12 protein-coding genes and 1 tRNA gene are annotated in these 12819 nt (G+C 64.8%); 3 read left to right on the top strand and 10 right to left on the bottom strand.

From position 1 onward, the window contains the following. The first annotated feature begins 115 nt into the window (after positions 1 to 115). Positions 116 to 1507, top strand: coding sequence for a chloride channel protein (locus NH14_RS14170; RefSeq protein ID WP_035522327.1), 1392 nt, complete (start codon positions 116 to 118; stop codon positions 1505 to 1507). 194 nt (positions 1508 to 1701) lie between these two features. Here NH14_RS14170 and NH14_RS14165 read toward each other — a convergent pair whose 3' ends face one another. From NH14_RS14165 to map, 6 genes are all read right to left on the bottom strand, one after another. Continuing rightward, a complete protein-coding gene (locus NH14_RS14165) occupies positions 1702 to 2019 on the bottom strand; it encodes a YXWGXW repeat-containing protein (RefSeq protein ID WP_035522325.1) in 318 nt (105 codons plus the stop codon). A gap of 280 nt (positions 2020 to 2299) precedes the next feature. Further along, positions 2300 to 2554, bottom strand: a complete 255-nt coding sequence (minE, locus tag NH14_RS14160; protein ID WP_035522323.1) for a cell division topological specificity factor MinE — start codon at positions 2552 to 2554, stop codon at positions 2300 to 2302. 14 nt (positions 2555 to 2568) lie between these two features. After that, complete coding sequence (minD, locus tag NH14_RS14155) at positions 2569 to 3384, bottom strand: septum site-determining protein MinD (protein ID WP_035522321.1); 816 nt, start codon at positions 3382 to 3384, stop codon at positions 2569 to 2571. A gap of 81 nt (positions 3385 to 3465) precedes the next feature. Beyond that, complete coding sequence (gene minC / locus NH14_RS14150) at positions 3466 to 4377, bottom strand: septum site-determining protein MinC (RefSeq protein WP_035522318.1); 912 nt, start codon at positions 4375 to 4377, stop codon at positions 3466 to 3468. A 180-nt stretch (positions 4378 to 4557) separates the two neighbouring features. After that, the gene (locus NH14_RS14145) at positions 4558 to 5094 is read right to left on the bottom strand and encodes a GNAT family N-acetyltransferase (RefSeq protein ID WP_035522315.1); all 537 of its coding nucleotides are present in this window, start codon (positions 5092 to 5094) and stop codon (positions 4558 to 4560) included. A 154-nt stretch (positions 5095 to 5248) separates the two neighbouring features. Further along, a complete protein-coding gene (gene map / locus NH14_RS14140; protein WP_035522313.1) occupies positions 5249 to 6034 on the bottom strand; it encodes a type I methionyl aminopeptidase in 786 nt (261 codons plus the stop codon). A 203-nt stretch (positions 6035 to 6237) separates the two neighbouring features. Here map and NH14_RS14135 point away from each other — a divergent pair, with 203 nt between their 5' ends. Next, on the top strand, positions 6238 to 7062 hold the full coding sequence (locus NH14_RS14135) for a glycosyltransferase family 2 protein (protein ID WP_035522310.1): 825 nt from the start codon (positions 6238 to 6240) through the stop codon (positions 7060 to 7062). Between the two features lie 68 nt (positions 7063 to 7130). Here the strand turns inward: NH14_RS14135 and NH14_RS14130 are convergent. From NH14_RS14130 to NH14_RS14120, 3 genes are all read right to left on the bottom strand, one after another. Then, positions 7131 to 7221: transfer RNA gene (locus NH14_RS14130), tRNA-Ser, on the bottom strand. A gap of 122 nt (positions 7222 to 7343) precedes the next feature. After that, positions 7344 to 8636 carry a serine--tRNA ligase gene (gene serS / locus NH14_RS14125; protein ID WP_035522308.1) on the bottom strand — a complete coding sequence of 431 codons (1293 nt, stop codon included), beginning with the start codon at positions 8634 to 8636 and terminating at the stop codon, positions 7344 to 7346. Between the two features lie 58 nt (positions 8637 to 8694). After that, positions 8695 to 10038 carry a replication-associated recombination protein A gene (locus tag NH14_RS14120; protein WP_052147823.1) on the bottom strand — a complete coding sequence of 448 codons (1344 nt, stop codon included), beginning with the start codon at positions 10036 to 10038 and terminating at the stop codon, positions 8695 to 8697. A gap of 256 nt (positions 10039 to 10294) precedes the next feature. Between NH14_RS14120 and cytX the strand changes: the two genes are divergently transcribed. Then, positions 10295 to 11620: a putative hydroxymethylpyrimidine transporter CytX gene (gene cytX / locus NH14_RS14115; RefSeq protein ID WP_035522306.1), complete on the top strand. Its 1326-nt coding sequence runs from the start codon at positions 10295 to 10297 to the stop codon at positions 11618 to 11620. A gap of 108 nt (positions 11621 to 11728) precedes the next feature. Here cytX and bioB read toward each other — a convergent pair whose 3' ends face one another. Beyond that, positions 11729 to 12808, bottom strand: coding sequence for a biotin synthase BioB (gene bioB, locus NH14_RS14110; protein ID WP_052147822.1), 1080 nt, complete (start codon positions 12806 to 12808; stop codon positions 11729 to 11731). Between the last annotated feature and the right edge of the window lie 11 nt (positions 12809 to 12819).

Genomic DNA, 12819 nt, shown 5'->3' with positions numbered 1-12819 from the left:
TTCCGGCGCCCTGGACCAAGCCAACGAAGCCCGCCCCGTTGCGCAGACGCGCAAACGAACCCAGCGCCCGACTTCACGCCGTTACAATCAGTGCTTTGCGTCTCGAATAAAAACCATGCGCCCCCTGAACCCGAACCTTCTTGCGCAGCTCGTGCGACGCGCGCGGCGTCTGTGGCGGCAGTACGGCGTGCTCTGGCTCGGCGCGATCGCGGTCGGTCTCGTCGCGGTGTTCTACGCGCGCCTGATCGATTGGGGCTACAACGCCTTCCTGCGCGTGCAGCATGACCACGTCTGGCTGCCGCTCGTCGTCACGCCCTCCGTGGCGGCTGTCGCCGTATGGCTCACCCGCATGTTCTTTCGCGGCGCCGAAGGCAGCGGAATTCCACAGGTGATCGCCACGCTGCACACGAAGACGGGCGAAACGGGGACCCGCCTGCTCACGCTGCGCATTCTCGCGGGCAAGATTCTGATCTCGTTCCTCGCGATTCTCGGCGGCTTCACGATTGGCCGCGAAGGGCCCACGGTGCAGGTGGGCGCGGCGCTGATGTTCAACATGCGCCGCTTCTACCCGCGCTCGAACGCGGTCATCGAGCGCAAGCTCGTGCTCGCGGGCGCGGCTGCGGGTTTATCCGCGGCGTTCAACACGCCGCTTGCGGGCATCGTGTTCGCCATCGAAGAGCTCACGCGCAGCTTCGAGGCGCGCGCAAGCGGCGTGGTCATCACGTCGATCATCATCGCCGGCGTGATCGCGCTCGGCCTGAACGGCAACTACACGTATTTCGGCAGGATCCAGATTGGCGCGCACTTTCCCAGCCTGCTCGCCGTGGCCGTGCTCATCACCGCGCTCGTCACCGGCATCGCGGGCGGCATCTTCTGCTGGCTGCTGCTCAACACGCAGCGCTGGATTCCCGCGCCGCTGCGCAAGCTGCATGCCGAACGCCCCATCGCATTCGCGGCGCTCTGCGGGTTCGTCATCGCGGTGATCGGGCTCGTCTCGGGCGGCACGACGTTCGGCAGCGGCTACGCCGAAGCGCGCGGCCTGCTCGACGGCCGCGAGCATCTTTCGATCGCCTATCCGTTCCTCAAAATGGCCTCGATGGTCGGCTCCTACCTGCCGGGGATTCCGGGCGGCATCTTCGCCCCTTCGCTGTCGATCGGCGCGGGCTTCGGCAACGTGCTGCACATGATCTTCAACGACATGCAGTTGCCGATGCTCATCGCACTCGCCATGGTCGGCTATCTCGCGGCGGTCACGCAGTCGCCCATCACTTCGTTCGTGATCGTCATGGAGATGATCGACGGCCACGCGCTCGTGATCTCGCTGATGGCCACCGCGCTGATCGCGAGCCGCGTCTCGCGCATCTTTGCGCCGCCGCTCTACGAAACGCTCTCGCTGCGCTACACGCGGCCGGCGATGGGGTTGCCTGTACTGAAAGCCGTGCCAGAAAGCGACAAACCCGGCGACAAACCCGGCCACACCGCAGCGGACGAAACCACCACCCGCTGAGGTGCGCCGTGCTTGCCTTGCCATTGCATGGCACGTGGCGTCAGTAGATCACGACGGGCGCGGGCCGCACGTACATGGGCCGGGCCGGAACGACGATGCAACCGGCCAGCATGATCGTAAGCGCCGCAGCGGCAAGCAGTCTTTTTCTCATGTGCTTTATCTGTCGATCAGGGTTAGCGCTTTATTGATGCCTCTCAAGCGACCCAGCGACCTTCGATCCAGCGCCAGTTCGGGCCGTGCGCGACCCAGTGGCCCGGCACCCAGTGATAGCCGATACGCTCGGCCTGCCAGTGGCCCGCGATCCACACGTAGTGGCCGCGATCCCAGCGCCAGTGACCCTTGTCCCACACATAGCCGACACGCGGCGCGGGCACGACTTCGACGCGCGTGGGCGGCGGCGCGCTCGGCGCGATGACGACAATTTCTTCGGCGAGCGCAGGAGCCGCAACGGCGCAAGCGCCCGCGACAACAATTGCAGCCTTGGCAACGAGCAAGCGGATGGAGTGGTTCATGTAAAACTCCCCTACGAGGTGTACGCCGAAAGTGGCGTTACCCGATCAATGCGCGAGCACGCGGCTGCGCTGACAACGGCGGTGTTACCGCGAGGGGTGAAGTGAAACCGAATATTTCGGCAAGAAAGGCAGCGATGAAATGCGCACGCGGAAGGCACGCAAGGAAGGCGCAAACGCAAGCCCACGCGCATGCGCGAAAAGTGCCGGCCTTACGGCGGCGGCAATATTGAAAGCGTTGAAATGCGCGCGGCGCACAGCCGCTCCGCGCGCATCGGGTGCATCAGGCCTGCGGAATCTCGATCTTGACCTCGAGCACTTCGAGATCGTCCTGACGTTCGAGGCTCACGCGAATGTCGTCGTTGGAGATCTTCACGTACTTCGAGATCACCGCGACCAGCTCGCGTTGCAGGGCCGGCAGATAATCGGCGGGCGGATGACCGCCTGCACGCTCGTGAGCGATGATGAGCTGCAGGCGTTCCTTCGCTACCGAGGCGGACTTCTTCTTCTCGCCGAGAAAAAACGAAAGAAACGACATGACGTGCGCCTCCCTTACTTGCTGCCGAAGAGGCGCTGCAAGAGCCCCGGCTTCTGGTAATCGGTGAAACGAAGCGTCTTGTCTTCGCCGAGAAAGCGCGATACCACGTCCTTGTACGACTCCGCGACATCGGTGCCGTCGAGATGGACTGCGGGCAGGCCCTGGTTCGATGCGTGCAGCACCGCTTCCGATTCCGGAATCACGCCGATCAGCTCGATGCGCAGGATCTCCGAAATATCCGAAAGCGAGAGCATTTCGCCTTCGCTCACGCGCTTGGGGTTGTAGCGCGTGATCAGCAAGTGCTCCTTGATCGGATCCTTGCCTTCGATCGCGCGCTTGGTCTTCGACGACAGCATACCGAGGATGCGGTCCGAGTCGCGCACGGACGACACTTCCGGGTTCGTCACGATGAGCGCTTCGTCGGCGAAGTGCATCGCGAGCAACGCGCCCGATTCAATGCCGGCCGGCGAATCGCAGATGATGTACTCGAAGTCCATCTTGCGCAGATCTTCGATCACCTTCTCCACGCCTTCCTTCGTGAGCGCGTCCTTGTCACGCGTTTGCGAGGCCGGCAGGATGAAGAGGTTCTCGCACTTCTTGTCCTTGATGAGCGCCTGATTGAGGTTCGCCTCACCCTGGATCACGTTGATCAGGTCGTACACGACGCGGCGCTCGCACCCCATGATGAGGTCGAGATTACGCAGGCCGACGTCGAAATCGATGACCGCGGTTTTGTGGCCACGCAACGCGAGGCCCGATGCGAAACTCGCGCTCGTGGTCGTTTTGCCAACGCCACCCTTGCCCGAAGTCACCACAATGATTTTTGCCATTCCCTTACCTTGCGTTCGTCAGTTTCCCAATTTGGTCTCGTCGCGGTTTCGCGCCGCTCGCGCCCGCGCCCGATCGGCGACTCAGGAGAGCCGCAACGGCTCGATCAAGAGCCGTTCTTCGTCGAGCCGGATTTGCGCGGGCTTGCCCTTCACCTCGGCGGCAAGCGGAACTTCAGCGGTACGGTAGATACCCGCGATCGAAATGAGTTCCGCCTCGAGGCTCGTGCAGAAAATACGTGCGTCGTGGTTGCCGTGCACGCCCGCGAGTGCCCGGCCGCGCAACGGCGCGTAAATGTGGATGTTGCCTTCGGCGATCACTTCCGCCCCGTTCGACACCATGCCGAGCACGACCAGGTCGCCCTTCGCGTAAATGCGCTGGCCCGAGCGCAGCGGACGGTCGATCACGAGCGTCGGCTCCGCGCTCGTCGAGCGCGCCACGGCAACGCCTGCTTCGGGTCCTGCACCCGCCTCGGAAGCCTCCGGAGAGAAGAGTTCCGGTTGCACGGCGGACACGGCTGGAGCGCCGGCGCCAGCATCGGCGGACTGTGCCGGCGCGCCGTTCGCAGCACCGGTTGCGACTGCTGCGCCAACTTCAGCGCCGGCGGCCTGCACAACGGCCGTGCCCTGATGGGCGGGCACGTCTGCGGCCAGGCCGGCTGCGCTGCCGGCGACGCGCTTGTCGCGCGCTTCGAGGAACGGCAGGCCAGCCTGTGCGGCCCAGCCATGCTGCGCGGGCGAAGCGACCACGCCCACGGGGCGCATGCGCACACTTTCGAGCAGGCTCGCGATGTCGGAAAGCGCGACTTGCTCGCCCTGGGCGAGGCGCCGCAAGTCGATGGCGACCGTATCGTTGGCGAAGAATTCCGGCGTCGCCTCGAAGCGCCGGGTCAGTTCGGCGCGCATCGCATCGAGTTCAGTCGTTTTGACGACAAATAGAAGCGTATCGACTGAGCCGCTCTTCAGTTCAAAATAGGGCGATTTCCTGGACGACATAGCGTTCGGCGAAAATTTTTGCGTATTTTACAGGCGTCGACGCGCACGGCCATTATTTTTAATGGCTCAAAATGCTGCGACACAGGGAACAATGCACAACGGCGGGAGAAATCGGCGCATGACGTGCCGGACGCACGCCATGGCTAAAAACAAGGGAACAGCTGCTGGGCAGACACTCCGTTACTGGGCCGACATGCTCTTCTGCGCGAGCGCGACGTCGCGCACGAGAAGCGTCTCCCACTGCTCGGGTGTTTGCGTGCTGCGAGCGTGGTCGCCCGTGGCGACGAAGCCGAGCCGCTCGTAGAAGCGCATGGCGGTAATGTTGTTATCGGTTACCCAGGCAAACACTTGCGTGGCGCCTTCGCTCAAGAGCCAATCGATGGCGGCGTTGACGAGCAGCTCGCCGCCGCGCAAATGCCGCACGGCCGGCGCCACCCACAACGCGAACACGAACGCGCGCCGAGCCGGCGCACTTTCGAAATTCGCGCCGATCAGGCCGGCCGGATGCCCCTCGGTATAGAGGATGAACGATGTGGCGGTATGCGAGTCCGCATGACGGGCAGCCGCGGCGTCGAAAACGGCGACATCGGCGGATAGCGCGTCTTCAAGCGAGTCGCCGAACGCATAAGGCGCGTCGCGCAGCGAAGCAGTTCGAAGCTCGCGGAGCACGGCACCCTGATCGGCAGCAATACGGCGAACGGTCAGTGACGGACTCATGCAGTCGTAAACCCCAATAAAGCACTAACGCGTAGCTTTAACCGAACTGGGCGGCGAGTCAAATCCTTATTTAACAAATTTGCCCCGCGCACACTGCCCACGCAGAACTTGACAGACCGGCCCAGGGGCCCCACAGGCACGCGCATCGCGGCCCTCAGGGGGCTTCGTACGCGCCCGTGCCGTCCGGCCAGGGCGTGAGGAGTTCGTAGCCCTCTTCGGTCACCGCCACCATGTGCTCCCATTGCGCGGAGAGCGAGCGGTCCTTCGTCACCACCGTCCAGCCGTCGCGCTGGACAGCCGTGCCCGCGCGGCCCGCGTTGACCATCGGCTCGATCGTGAAGACCATGCCCGGCTTCAGGCGCACGCCCTGGCCCGGCTGGCCGTAGTGCAGCACTTGCGGCTCTTCGTGATACACCTTGCCGATGCCGTGGCCGCAGTATTCGCGCACGATCGAAAAGCCGTCGGCCTGGGCGCGGCGCTGAATCGCGTGGCCCACATCGCCGAGCGTCGCGCCGGGCTTGACCTGGCGGATGCCCGCGAGCATCGCCTCATAAGTCGTGTCGATGAGCTGACGCCCGACCGTGCTCGGCGTGCCCACGGTGTACATGCGGCTCGTGTCGCCGAAATAGCCGTCCTTGATCACGGCCACGTCGATATTGATGATGTCGCCGTCCTTGAGAACCTCGTTGCGGTTCGGAATGCCGTGGCAGACCACCGCGTTGACCGAGGTGCAGATCGTCTTCGGAAAGCCGAGATAGCCGACGTTGGCCGGCACCGCCTTGAGCGTGTTGACGATATAGTCGTTGCAGATCGCGTCGAGGTCGTCGGTGGAGACGCCGGGCTTGACGTGTTCGCCAATCATGGCGAGCACGTCGGCGGCGAGCCGGCCGGCAATGCGCAGACGCGCGACGTCGTCGGCAGATTTGTAAGTGATGGCCATCTGTGAACGCTATGAACGGGGAGTGAGCGCGGCAGCGCAAAGCGCCTCGCAGCCAATTCGGGGCAGCCGCGCGGAAAGCTCCATTGTACCTGGGCGTCAGTCCTCTCTGGCTGGCGCCGATTCGGAGACGTCCGATTGTCCGCGCACAAACCGCCCTTAAAAATAAGAAATATCTTACAACGACATGAGCCGAATGCCCGACCATGACCCAGCCTGACTCCGCTCCCACAACAAGCGCCGCCACAAGCGCCACGCCCGGCGCACAATCGGCCGCCGCGCTCAACGTGCTGATCGCACTGCCCACCTACGACAATTCGGTGCATTTCGACTTTGCGATCGCGCTGGCCCGCCTGATGGAAACCTTCAAGGAGCGCGGCGTGCGCTTCGAGTACATCCACACGGCTTCGTCGCACATCATCCGCGCGCGCAATTTCTTCGCGAGCTATTTCCTGAACCACCCCGAATTCACGCACGTCCTGTTCCTCGACACAGACATGGACTTCTCGCGCGAAGCGGTTCCGCGCCTCCTCGCCGGCAACAAGCCGGTAGCGGGCATCGCGTGCCCGTACCGGTTTTTCGACGTGGAAAAGAAGATCACGAGCGACGACGTGGGTCTCTCGCTGCGCGAATGGCAGGAAAAGACCGTGGAATACAACACGGCGATTCGCACCGACGCACACGGCAGCAGCACAGTCAGCAACGGCTGGGTCGAGGTCAACCACATCGGAACGGGCATCTTCCTCATCCGCCGCGATGCGCTCGTTGCGCTCGCGCCGCTCACTCAGCTTTACCGTCCGCCCGCGCAATACGCGCCCTACCTGCCCGATGGTCGCTTCTACGCGTTCTTCGACACGGTCGGCGAAAAGGACGTCTATCTCTCGGAAGACCTGTCGTTCTGCCAGCGCGTTCGCACCGCCGGGATGTCGGTTTGGGCGCTCATCGACGAGAAGATCGTGCACCACGGCGGCTCGGCGATCTCGGGCACCTTCCTGCGCTCGCTGGAGCAGCGCGGGCATACAACGAAATAAGAGGACGCAAAAACGGACGCAAAGCAAAAACCCCCGCAGCCGTTAAGCATGCGGGGGTTTTTTGAATTTGGCGGAGAGGGTGGGATTCGAACCCACGGTACGGGGAAACCGTACGCCTGATTTCGAGTCAGGTACATTCGACCACTCTGCCACCTCTCCGGGGTACTGCCAGTATTGCTTTACTGCTTCTCCGGCCTTGGTCGGCGACCAGAGAAGCGAAGATTATAGAACAAATTTTGGCTTTTGCAAGCGCTCTTTGAGAAAAATCTCGAAGGCGATACTCAGGCCTGCACTTCAAGCCGGGCAACGCCGCCCATGTACGGGCGCAGCACCTCCGGCACGGTGACCGAACCGTCCGCTTCCTGATAATTCTCGAGCACGGCGACGAGCGTGCGGCCCACCGCAAGACCCGAGCCATTGAGCGTATGCACGAGTTCCGGCTTGCCTTGGGCATTGCGGTAGCGCGCCTGCATGCGGCGAGCCTGGAACGCTTCGGTGTTCGAGCAGCTCGAAATTTCGCGATACGTGTTCTGCGCGGGCAGCCAGACTTCGAGGTCGTAAGTCTTGGTGGCCGAGAAACCCATGTCGCCCGTGCATAGCGTGATCACGCGGTACGGCAGGCCGAGCTTTTGCAGAATGGTCTCCGCATGCACAACCATTTGCTCCAGCGCGTCGTACGACGTTTCCGGCGCCACGATCTGCACCATCTCGACCTTGTCGAACTGATGCTGGCGAATCATGCCGCGCGTGTCGCGGCCATACGAACCGGCCTCCGAACGGAAGCACGGCGAATGCGCGGTGAGCTTGATGGGCAGCGCATTGCCTTCGATGATGCTCTCGCGCACCGTGTTCGTGAGCGAGATTTCCGAGGTGGAAATCAGGTACTGCGTGACCGTGTTCTCGGCACCGCCCTTCTCGACGCGGAACATGTCCTCGGCGAACTTGGGCAGCTGGCCAGTGCCATACAGGATTTCCGGGTTCACGATGTAGGGCGTGTACGTTTCCGTATAGCCGTGCTGCATCGTGTGCGTGTCGACCATGAACTGCGCGAGCGCGCGATGCAGGCGCGCGATCTGGCCGCGCAGCAGCGTGAAGCGCGCGCCCGAGAGCTTCGCGCCGGTCTCGAAGTCGAGACCCAGCGGCCCGCCCACGTCGACGTGATCCTTCACTTCGAAGCTGAACTGGCGCGGCGTGCCCCAGCGGCGCACTTCCACGTTGTCGCTCTCGTCCTTGCCCGCGGGCACGCTCTCGTGCGGCAGGTTCGGCACGCCGAGCAGCAGGTCGGAGAGCTTCGTCTGGATTTCGTCGAGCTTCGCAGCCGAGGCCTTCATTTCGTCGCCGATGCCGCCCACTTCGGCCATCACTGCCGAGGTGTCCTCGCCACGGCCCTTCATCGCGCCAATCTGCTTCGACAGGCTGTTGCGGCGCGCCTGCAGTTCTTCGGTGCGGGTCTGGATGGCGCGGCGTTCCGCTTCGAGCGCGGAAAACGCCGCGACGTCGAGGGTATAGCCGCGGTCGGCGAGGCGCTTCGCGACGCCGTCGAGGTCTTTGCGCAGCAGCTGGATGTCGAGCATGGGATTGTGAGACGCAGTGTCGTTGTGTGAAGCGTCGATTTTAACGCACCGGCGAGGGCTAGCCCTTACGCTTGCGCTCGCGGATTTCATCCCGCGAGTTTTCCCGATTCGCGTCGCGCCATTGCGCGTCGAGGTCTGCGAGGCGCGCGAGCTTCTCGCCGATCTTGCCTTCGAGCCCGCGCGGCGTGGGCTGATACCAGCGCGGCTCGCGCATGCCGTCGGGCAGATAGGTCTCGCCGGCCGCGTAGGCGTCGGGTTCGTCGTGCGCGTAGCGGTACTCGTGGCCGTAGCCCAGCTCCTTCATGAGCTTGGTGGGCGCGTTGCGCAAGTGGACCGGCACCGCGCGCGACTGGTCCTTGCCCACGAAGCGCCGCGCCTCGTTGTACGCCATGTAGCCCGCGTTCGATTTCGGCGCGACCGCGAGGTAGATGACGGCTTGCGCGAGCGCCAGTTCGCCTTCGGGCGAGCCGAGGCGCTCGTAGGTCTCCGAGGCGTCGAGCGTGATGCGCGCCGCGCGCGGGTCGGCGAGGCCGATGTCCTCCCACGCCATGCGCACGATGCGCCGCGCGAGATAGCGCGGGTCGGCGCCGCCGTCGAGCATGCGGCAGAACCAGTAGAGCGCGCCGTCCGGGTTGCTGCCGCGCACCGACTTGTGCAGCGCGCTGATCTGGTCGTAGAACGCGTCGCCGCCCTTGTCGAAGCGGCGCAGGTTTTCGGCGAGCGCGCTGCCGAGCAGCTCGCCGTCGATCTCGCGCTTCTTCTGCTGCGCGGCCGCGCGCGCGACGATTTCGAGGTTGTTCAGCAGCTTGCGCCCATCGCCGTCGGCCGAGCCGATCAGCGCCTTTTGCGCTTCCTCCGTGAAGCTGAGGCCGCCCAGCTCCGCGCTCGCGCGCGCCAGCAGCTCGCCCTGCTCCTCTTCGTCCAGGCTCTTGAGCACGTAGACCGCCGCACGCGACAGCAGCGCGCTGTTCACCTCGAACGACGGATTCTCGGTCGTCGCGCCGATGAACACGAACAGGCCCGACTCCACGTGAGGCAGGAAGGCGTCTTGCTGGCTCTTGTTGAAGCGATGGACTTCGTCGACGAACACGAGCGTCTGATGGCCGTGCGCGCGATGCATCTGCGCCGTCTCGACGGCTTCGCGGATATCCTTCACGCCCGAGAGCACCGCGGAGAGCGCGATGAACTGCGCGTGGAACGCGTCGGCCATGAGGCGCGCGAGCGTGGTCTTGCCGACGCCGGGCGGTCCCCAGAGAATCATCGAATGCGCTTCGCCCGACTCGAAGGCGACGCGCAGCGGCTTGTTGGCCCCGAGCAGATGCTTCTGGCCGATGACTTCGTCGATCGAGCGCGGGCGCAGCCGCTCGGCGAGCGGAACGTTGGCACGGGTTTCTTCAAACATGACGTTTTCGCGATAATGTCGGCTTTGCCGGGGCCGGGACGTTGCCGAGGCGCTGTTCGCGCCCCCGAAAACGGCCTGCCATGCCGGATGCAGTCGTGCATTATGACAGCCTGGGCGCTTGCGCGAGACGCGGCGCCCGGCTGCTGCCGATGTGCGTTTGATGCCCGCCGCCGGTTGCCCTCCCGGATGGCCGGCCCCGCATGGCCGGCGCCACCAAACATCAGATAAAACAACGACGCAGAGGACCGTTTTACCTATGACTCAAGACCCGTCATCAGGCGCGGCCGGCGACGCTGGCTCGACCTACGCGCCCAACGTCCCCGTGCCCGACGCGCGCCGCCAGTTCCGCACCGGCGACGCCTTCGCGCTCTGGTTCTCGCTCGGCATCGGCCTGCTGGTCGCCCAGGCAGGCGCCCTGCTGGTGCCGGGACTTTCGCTGCCCCACGCGCTGGCCGCGATCGGCATCGGCAGCGCGATCGGCGTCGTGCTGCTCGCGCTCGCGGGCGTGATCGGCACCGACACCGGGCTTGCCGCCATGTCGTCGCTGCGCCCGACGCTCGGCATTCGCGGCGCATCGGTGCCGGCTGTCATCAACATGGTGCAGCTCGCGGGCTGGGGCTCGTTCGAGATCATCGTGATGCGCGATTCCGCCGATGCGCTCGCCAAACAAGCCTTCGGCCTCTCGATGCCGCTCGTGTGGACCGTGATCTTCGGCCTGCTGGCCACGCTGCTCGCCGTGAGCGGCCCGCTCTCGTTCGTGCGCCGCTTCCTGCGCACCTGGGGCATCTGGCTCCTGCTCGCGGGCGCCGCATGGCTCACGTGGAGCCTGATCGCACAGCACGACATCGGCGCGCTCATGCGCCGCCCCGGCACCGGCGAAATGCCGTTCGGCAGCGCGATCGACCTCGTGGTGGCGATGCCGCTGTCGTGGCTGCCGCTGATCGCCGACTACACGCGCTTTGGCCGCCGCGCGGGCGAGACGTTTCGCGGCACGCTGTTCGGCTATGGCATCGCGAACTTGTGGTTCTATGCGCTCGGCGCGATCTACGGACTCTCGGCGGGCGGCGGCGACGCGCTCCTCACCACGGCGCTCGCAAAGGCCGGTGGCGGCCTCGCGCTGTTGCTGGTCCTGATCGACGAAATCGACAACGCCTTCGCCGATATCCACTCGGCCGCGGTTTCTACCGGCACGTTCTGGACGCGCGGCAGCGTGCCGTGGCTCTCGGCGGCGTTCGGCGCGCTGTGCACGCTGATCGGCCTCGTCGTGCCGATGGCGCGCTACGAGAACTTCCTGCTCTTCATCGGCTCGGTGTTTGCGCCGCTTTTCGGCGTCGTGCTCGCCGATCACTTCATCGTGCGCCGCCGGCGCATCGATGCGCACGCGCTGGCCGATCTGAGCGGCATCTACGGTTACTCGGGCGGCTGGCACGTGACCGCGTTTATCGCGTGGGGCATCGGTTTCGGCGCGTATCAGGCGCTCAACCAGTGGCTGCCGAATCTCGGCGCGACGCTGCCCGCGCTCGTGACCGGCGCGCTGTGCTATGTCGTGCTCGCGGGGCGCAGGCGCGCGGCTTACGCTTAAACCGCACCTGCATCGGTAGCACTCGCTGCAAACGACAACGCCACGCTTCATAGCGTGGCGTTGGTCTATTCAGCGGCGCGCTACAACTTGCCGCGAGCCGCGACGTGCTTACTCGCAGTGTCCGCAGCCGCTGTGTGCGTGATGCGCATGGTGTGCGTGGTCTTCAGCAGGCAACGCCTGCGCCGTCTGCGCGCCGATGCCCAGACGCTGCAACAGCTTGCGGTCGGCTTCGGCTTGCGGGTTGCCCGTCGTGAGCAACTGGTCGCCATAGAAAATCGAATTCGCGCCCGCCATGAAGCACAGCGCCTGAAGCGCGTCGTCCATCTGCTCGCGGCCCGCCGAGAGACGCACCATCGCCTTGGGCATTGTGATGCGCGCCACCGCGATCGTGCGCACGAACTCGAACGGATCGAGCGGCTCCGTGCCTTCGAGCGGCGTGCCGCTCACCTGCACGAGATTGTTGATGGGCACCGATTCCGGATACGGCTCCATGTTCGCGAGCTGCGCGATCAGGCCCGCGCGCTCGCGGCGCGACTCGCCCATGCCCACGATGCCGCCGCAGCACACGTTGATGCCCGCGTCCCGCACGCGCTCGAGCGTTTCGAGGCGGTCCTCGTAAGTGCGCGTCGAGATGATCTGGCCGTAGAACTCGGGCGAGGTGTCGAGGTTGTGGTTGTAGTAGTCGAGGCCCGCGTCGGCGAGCGCCTTCGCCTGGTGCGCTTCGAGCATGCCGAGCGTGACGCAGGTTTCGAGGCCCATCGACTTCACGCCGCGAATCATGTCCTTGATCGGCTCGAGGTGACGGTCCTTCGGATTGCGCCACGCCGCGCCCATGCAAAAGCGCGTGGCGCCGTTGGCCTTCGCGACGCGCGCGGCGTCGAGCACCGCGTCCACGTCCATGAGCTTGCTCGCGTCGAGCCCCGTATCGTGATGCGACGACTGCGGGCAGTACGCGCAATCCTCCTCGCAGCCGCCGGTCTTGATCGACAGGAGCGTCGAAAGCTGCACCGCGTTCGCGTCGAAATGCTCGCGATGCACCTGCTGCGCGCGAAACATCAGGTCGTTGAACGGCAGTTCGTAGAGCGCGGCGACATCGGCCACGCGCCAGCGCGCGGCGGCTTCGTCCTGTGCTTGTGCCTGCGGCGTGCTTTTCTTGAGCGCGGTGATGTCGATGTGGGCTTCGGTCATGGCGTGAGGGT

This window comes from Paraburkholderia sacchari, from assembly GCF_000785435.2.
GTDB lineage: Bacteria > Pseudomonadota > Gammaproteobacteria > Burkholderiales > Burkholderiaceae > Paraburkholderia > Paraburkholderia sacchari.
The sequence above is the reverse complement of the archived record's forward strand: the minus strand, read 5'-3'. Positions and strand labels throughout refer to the sequence as shown.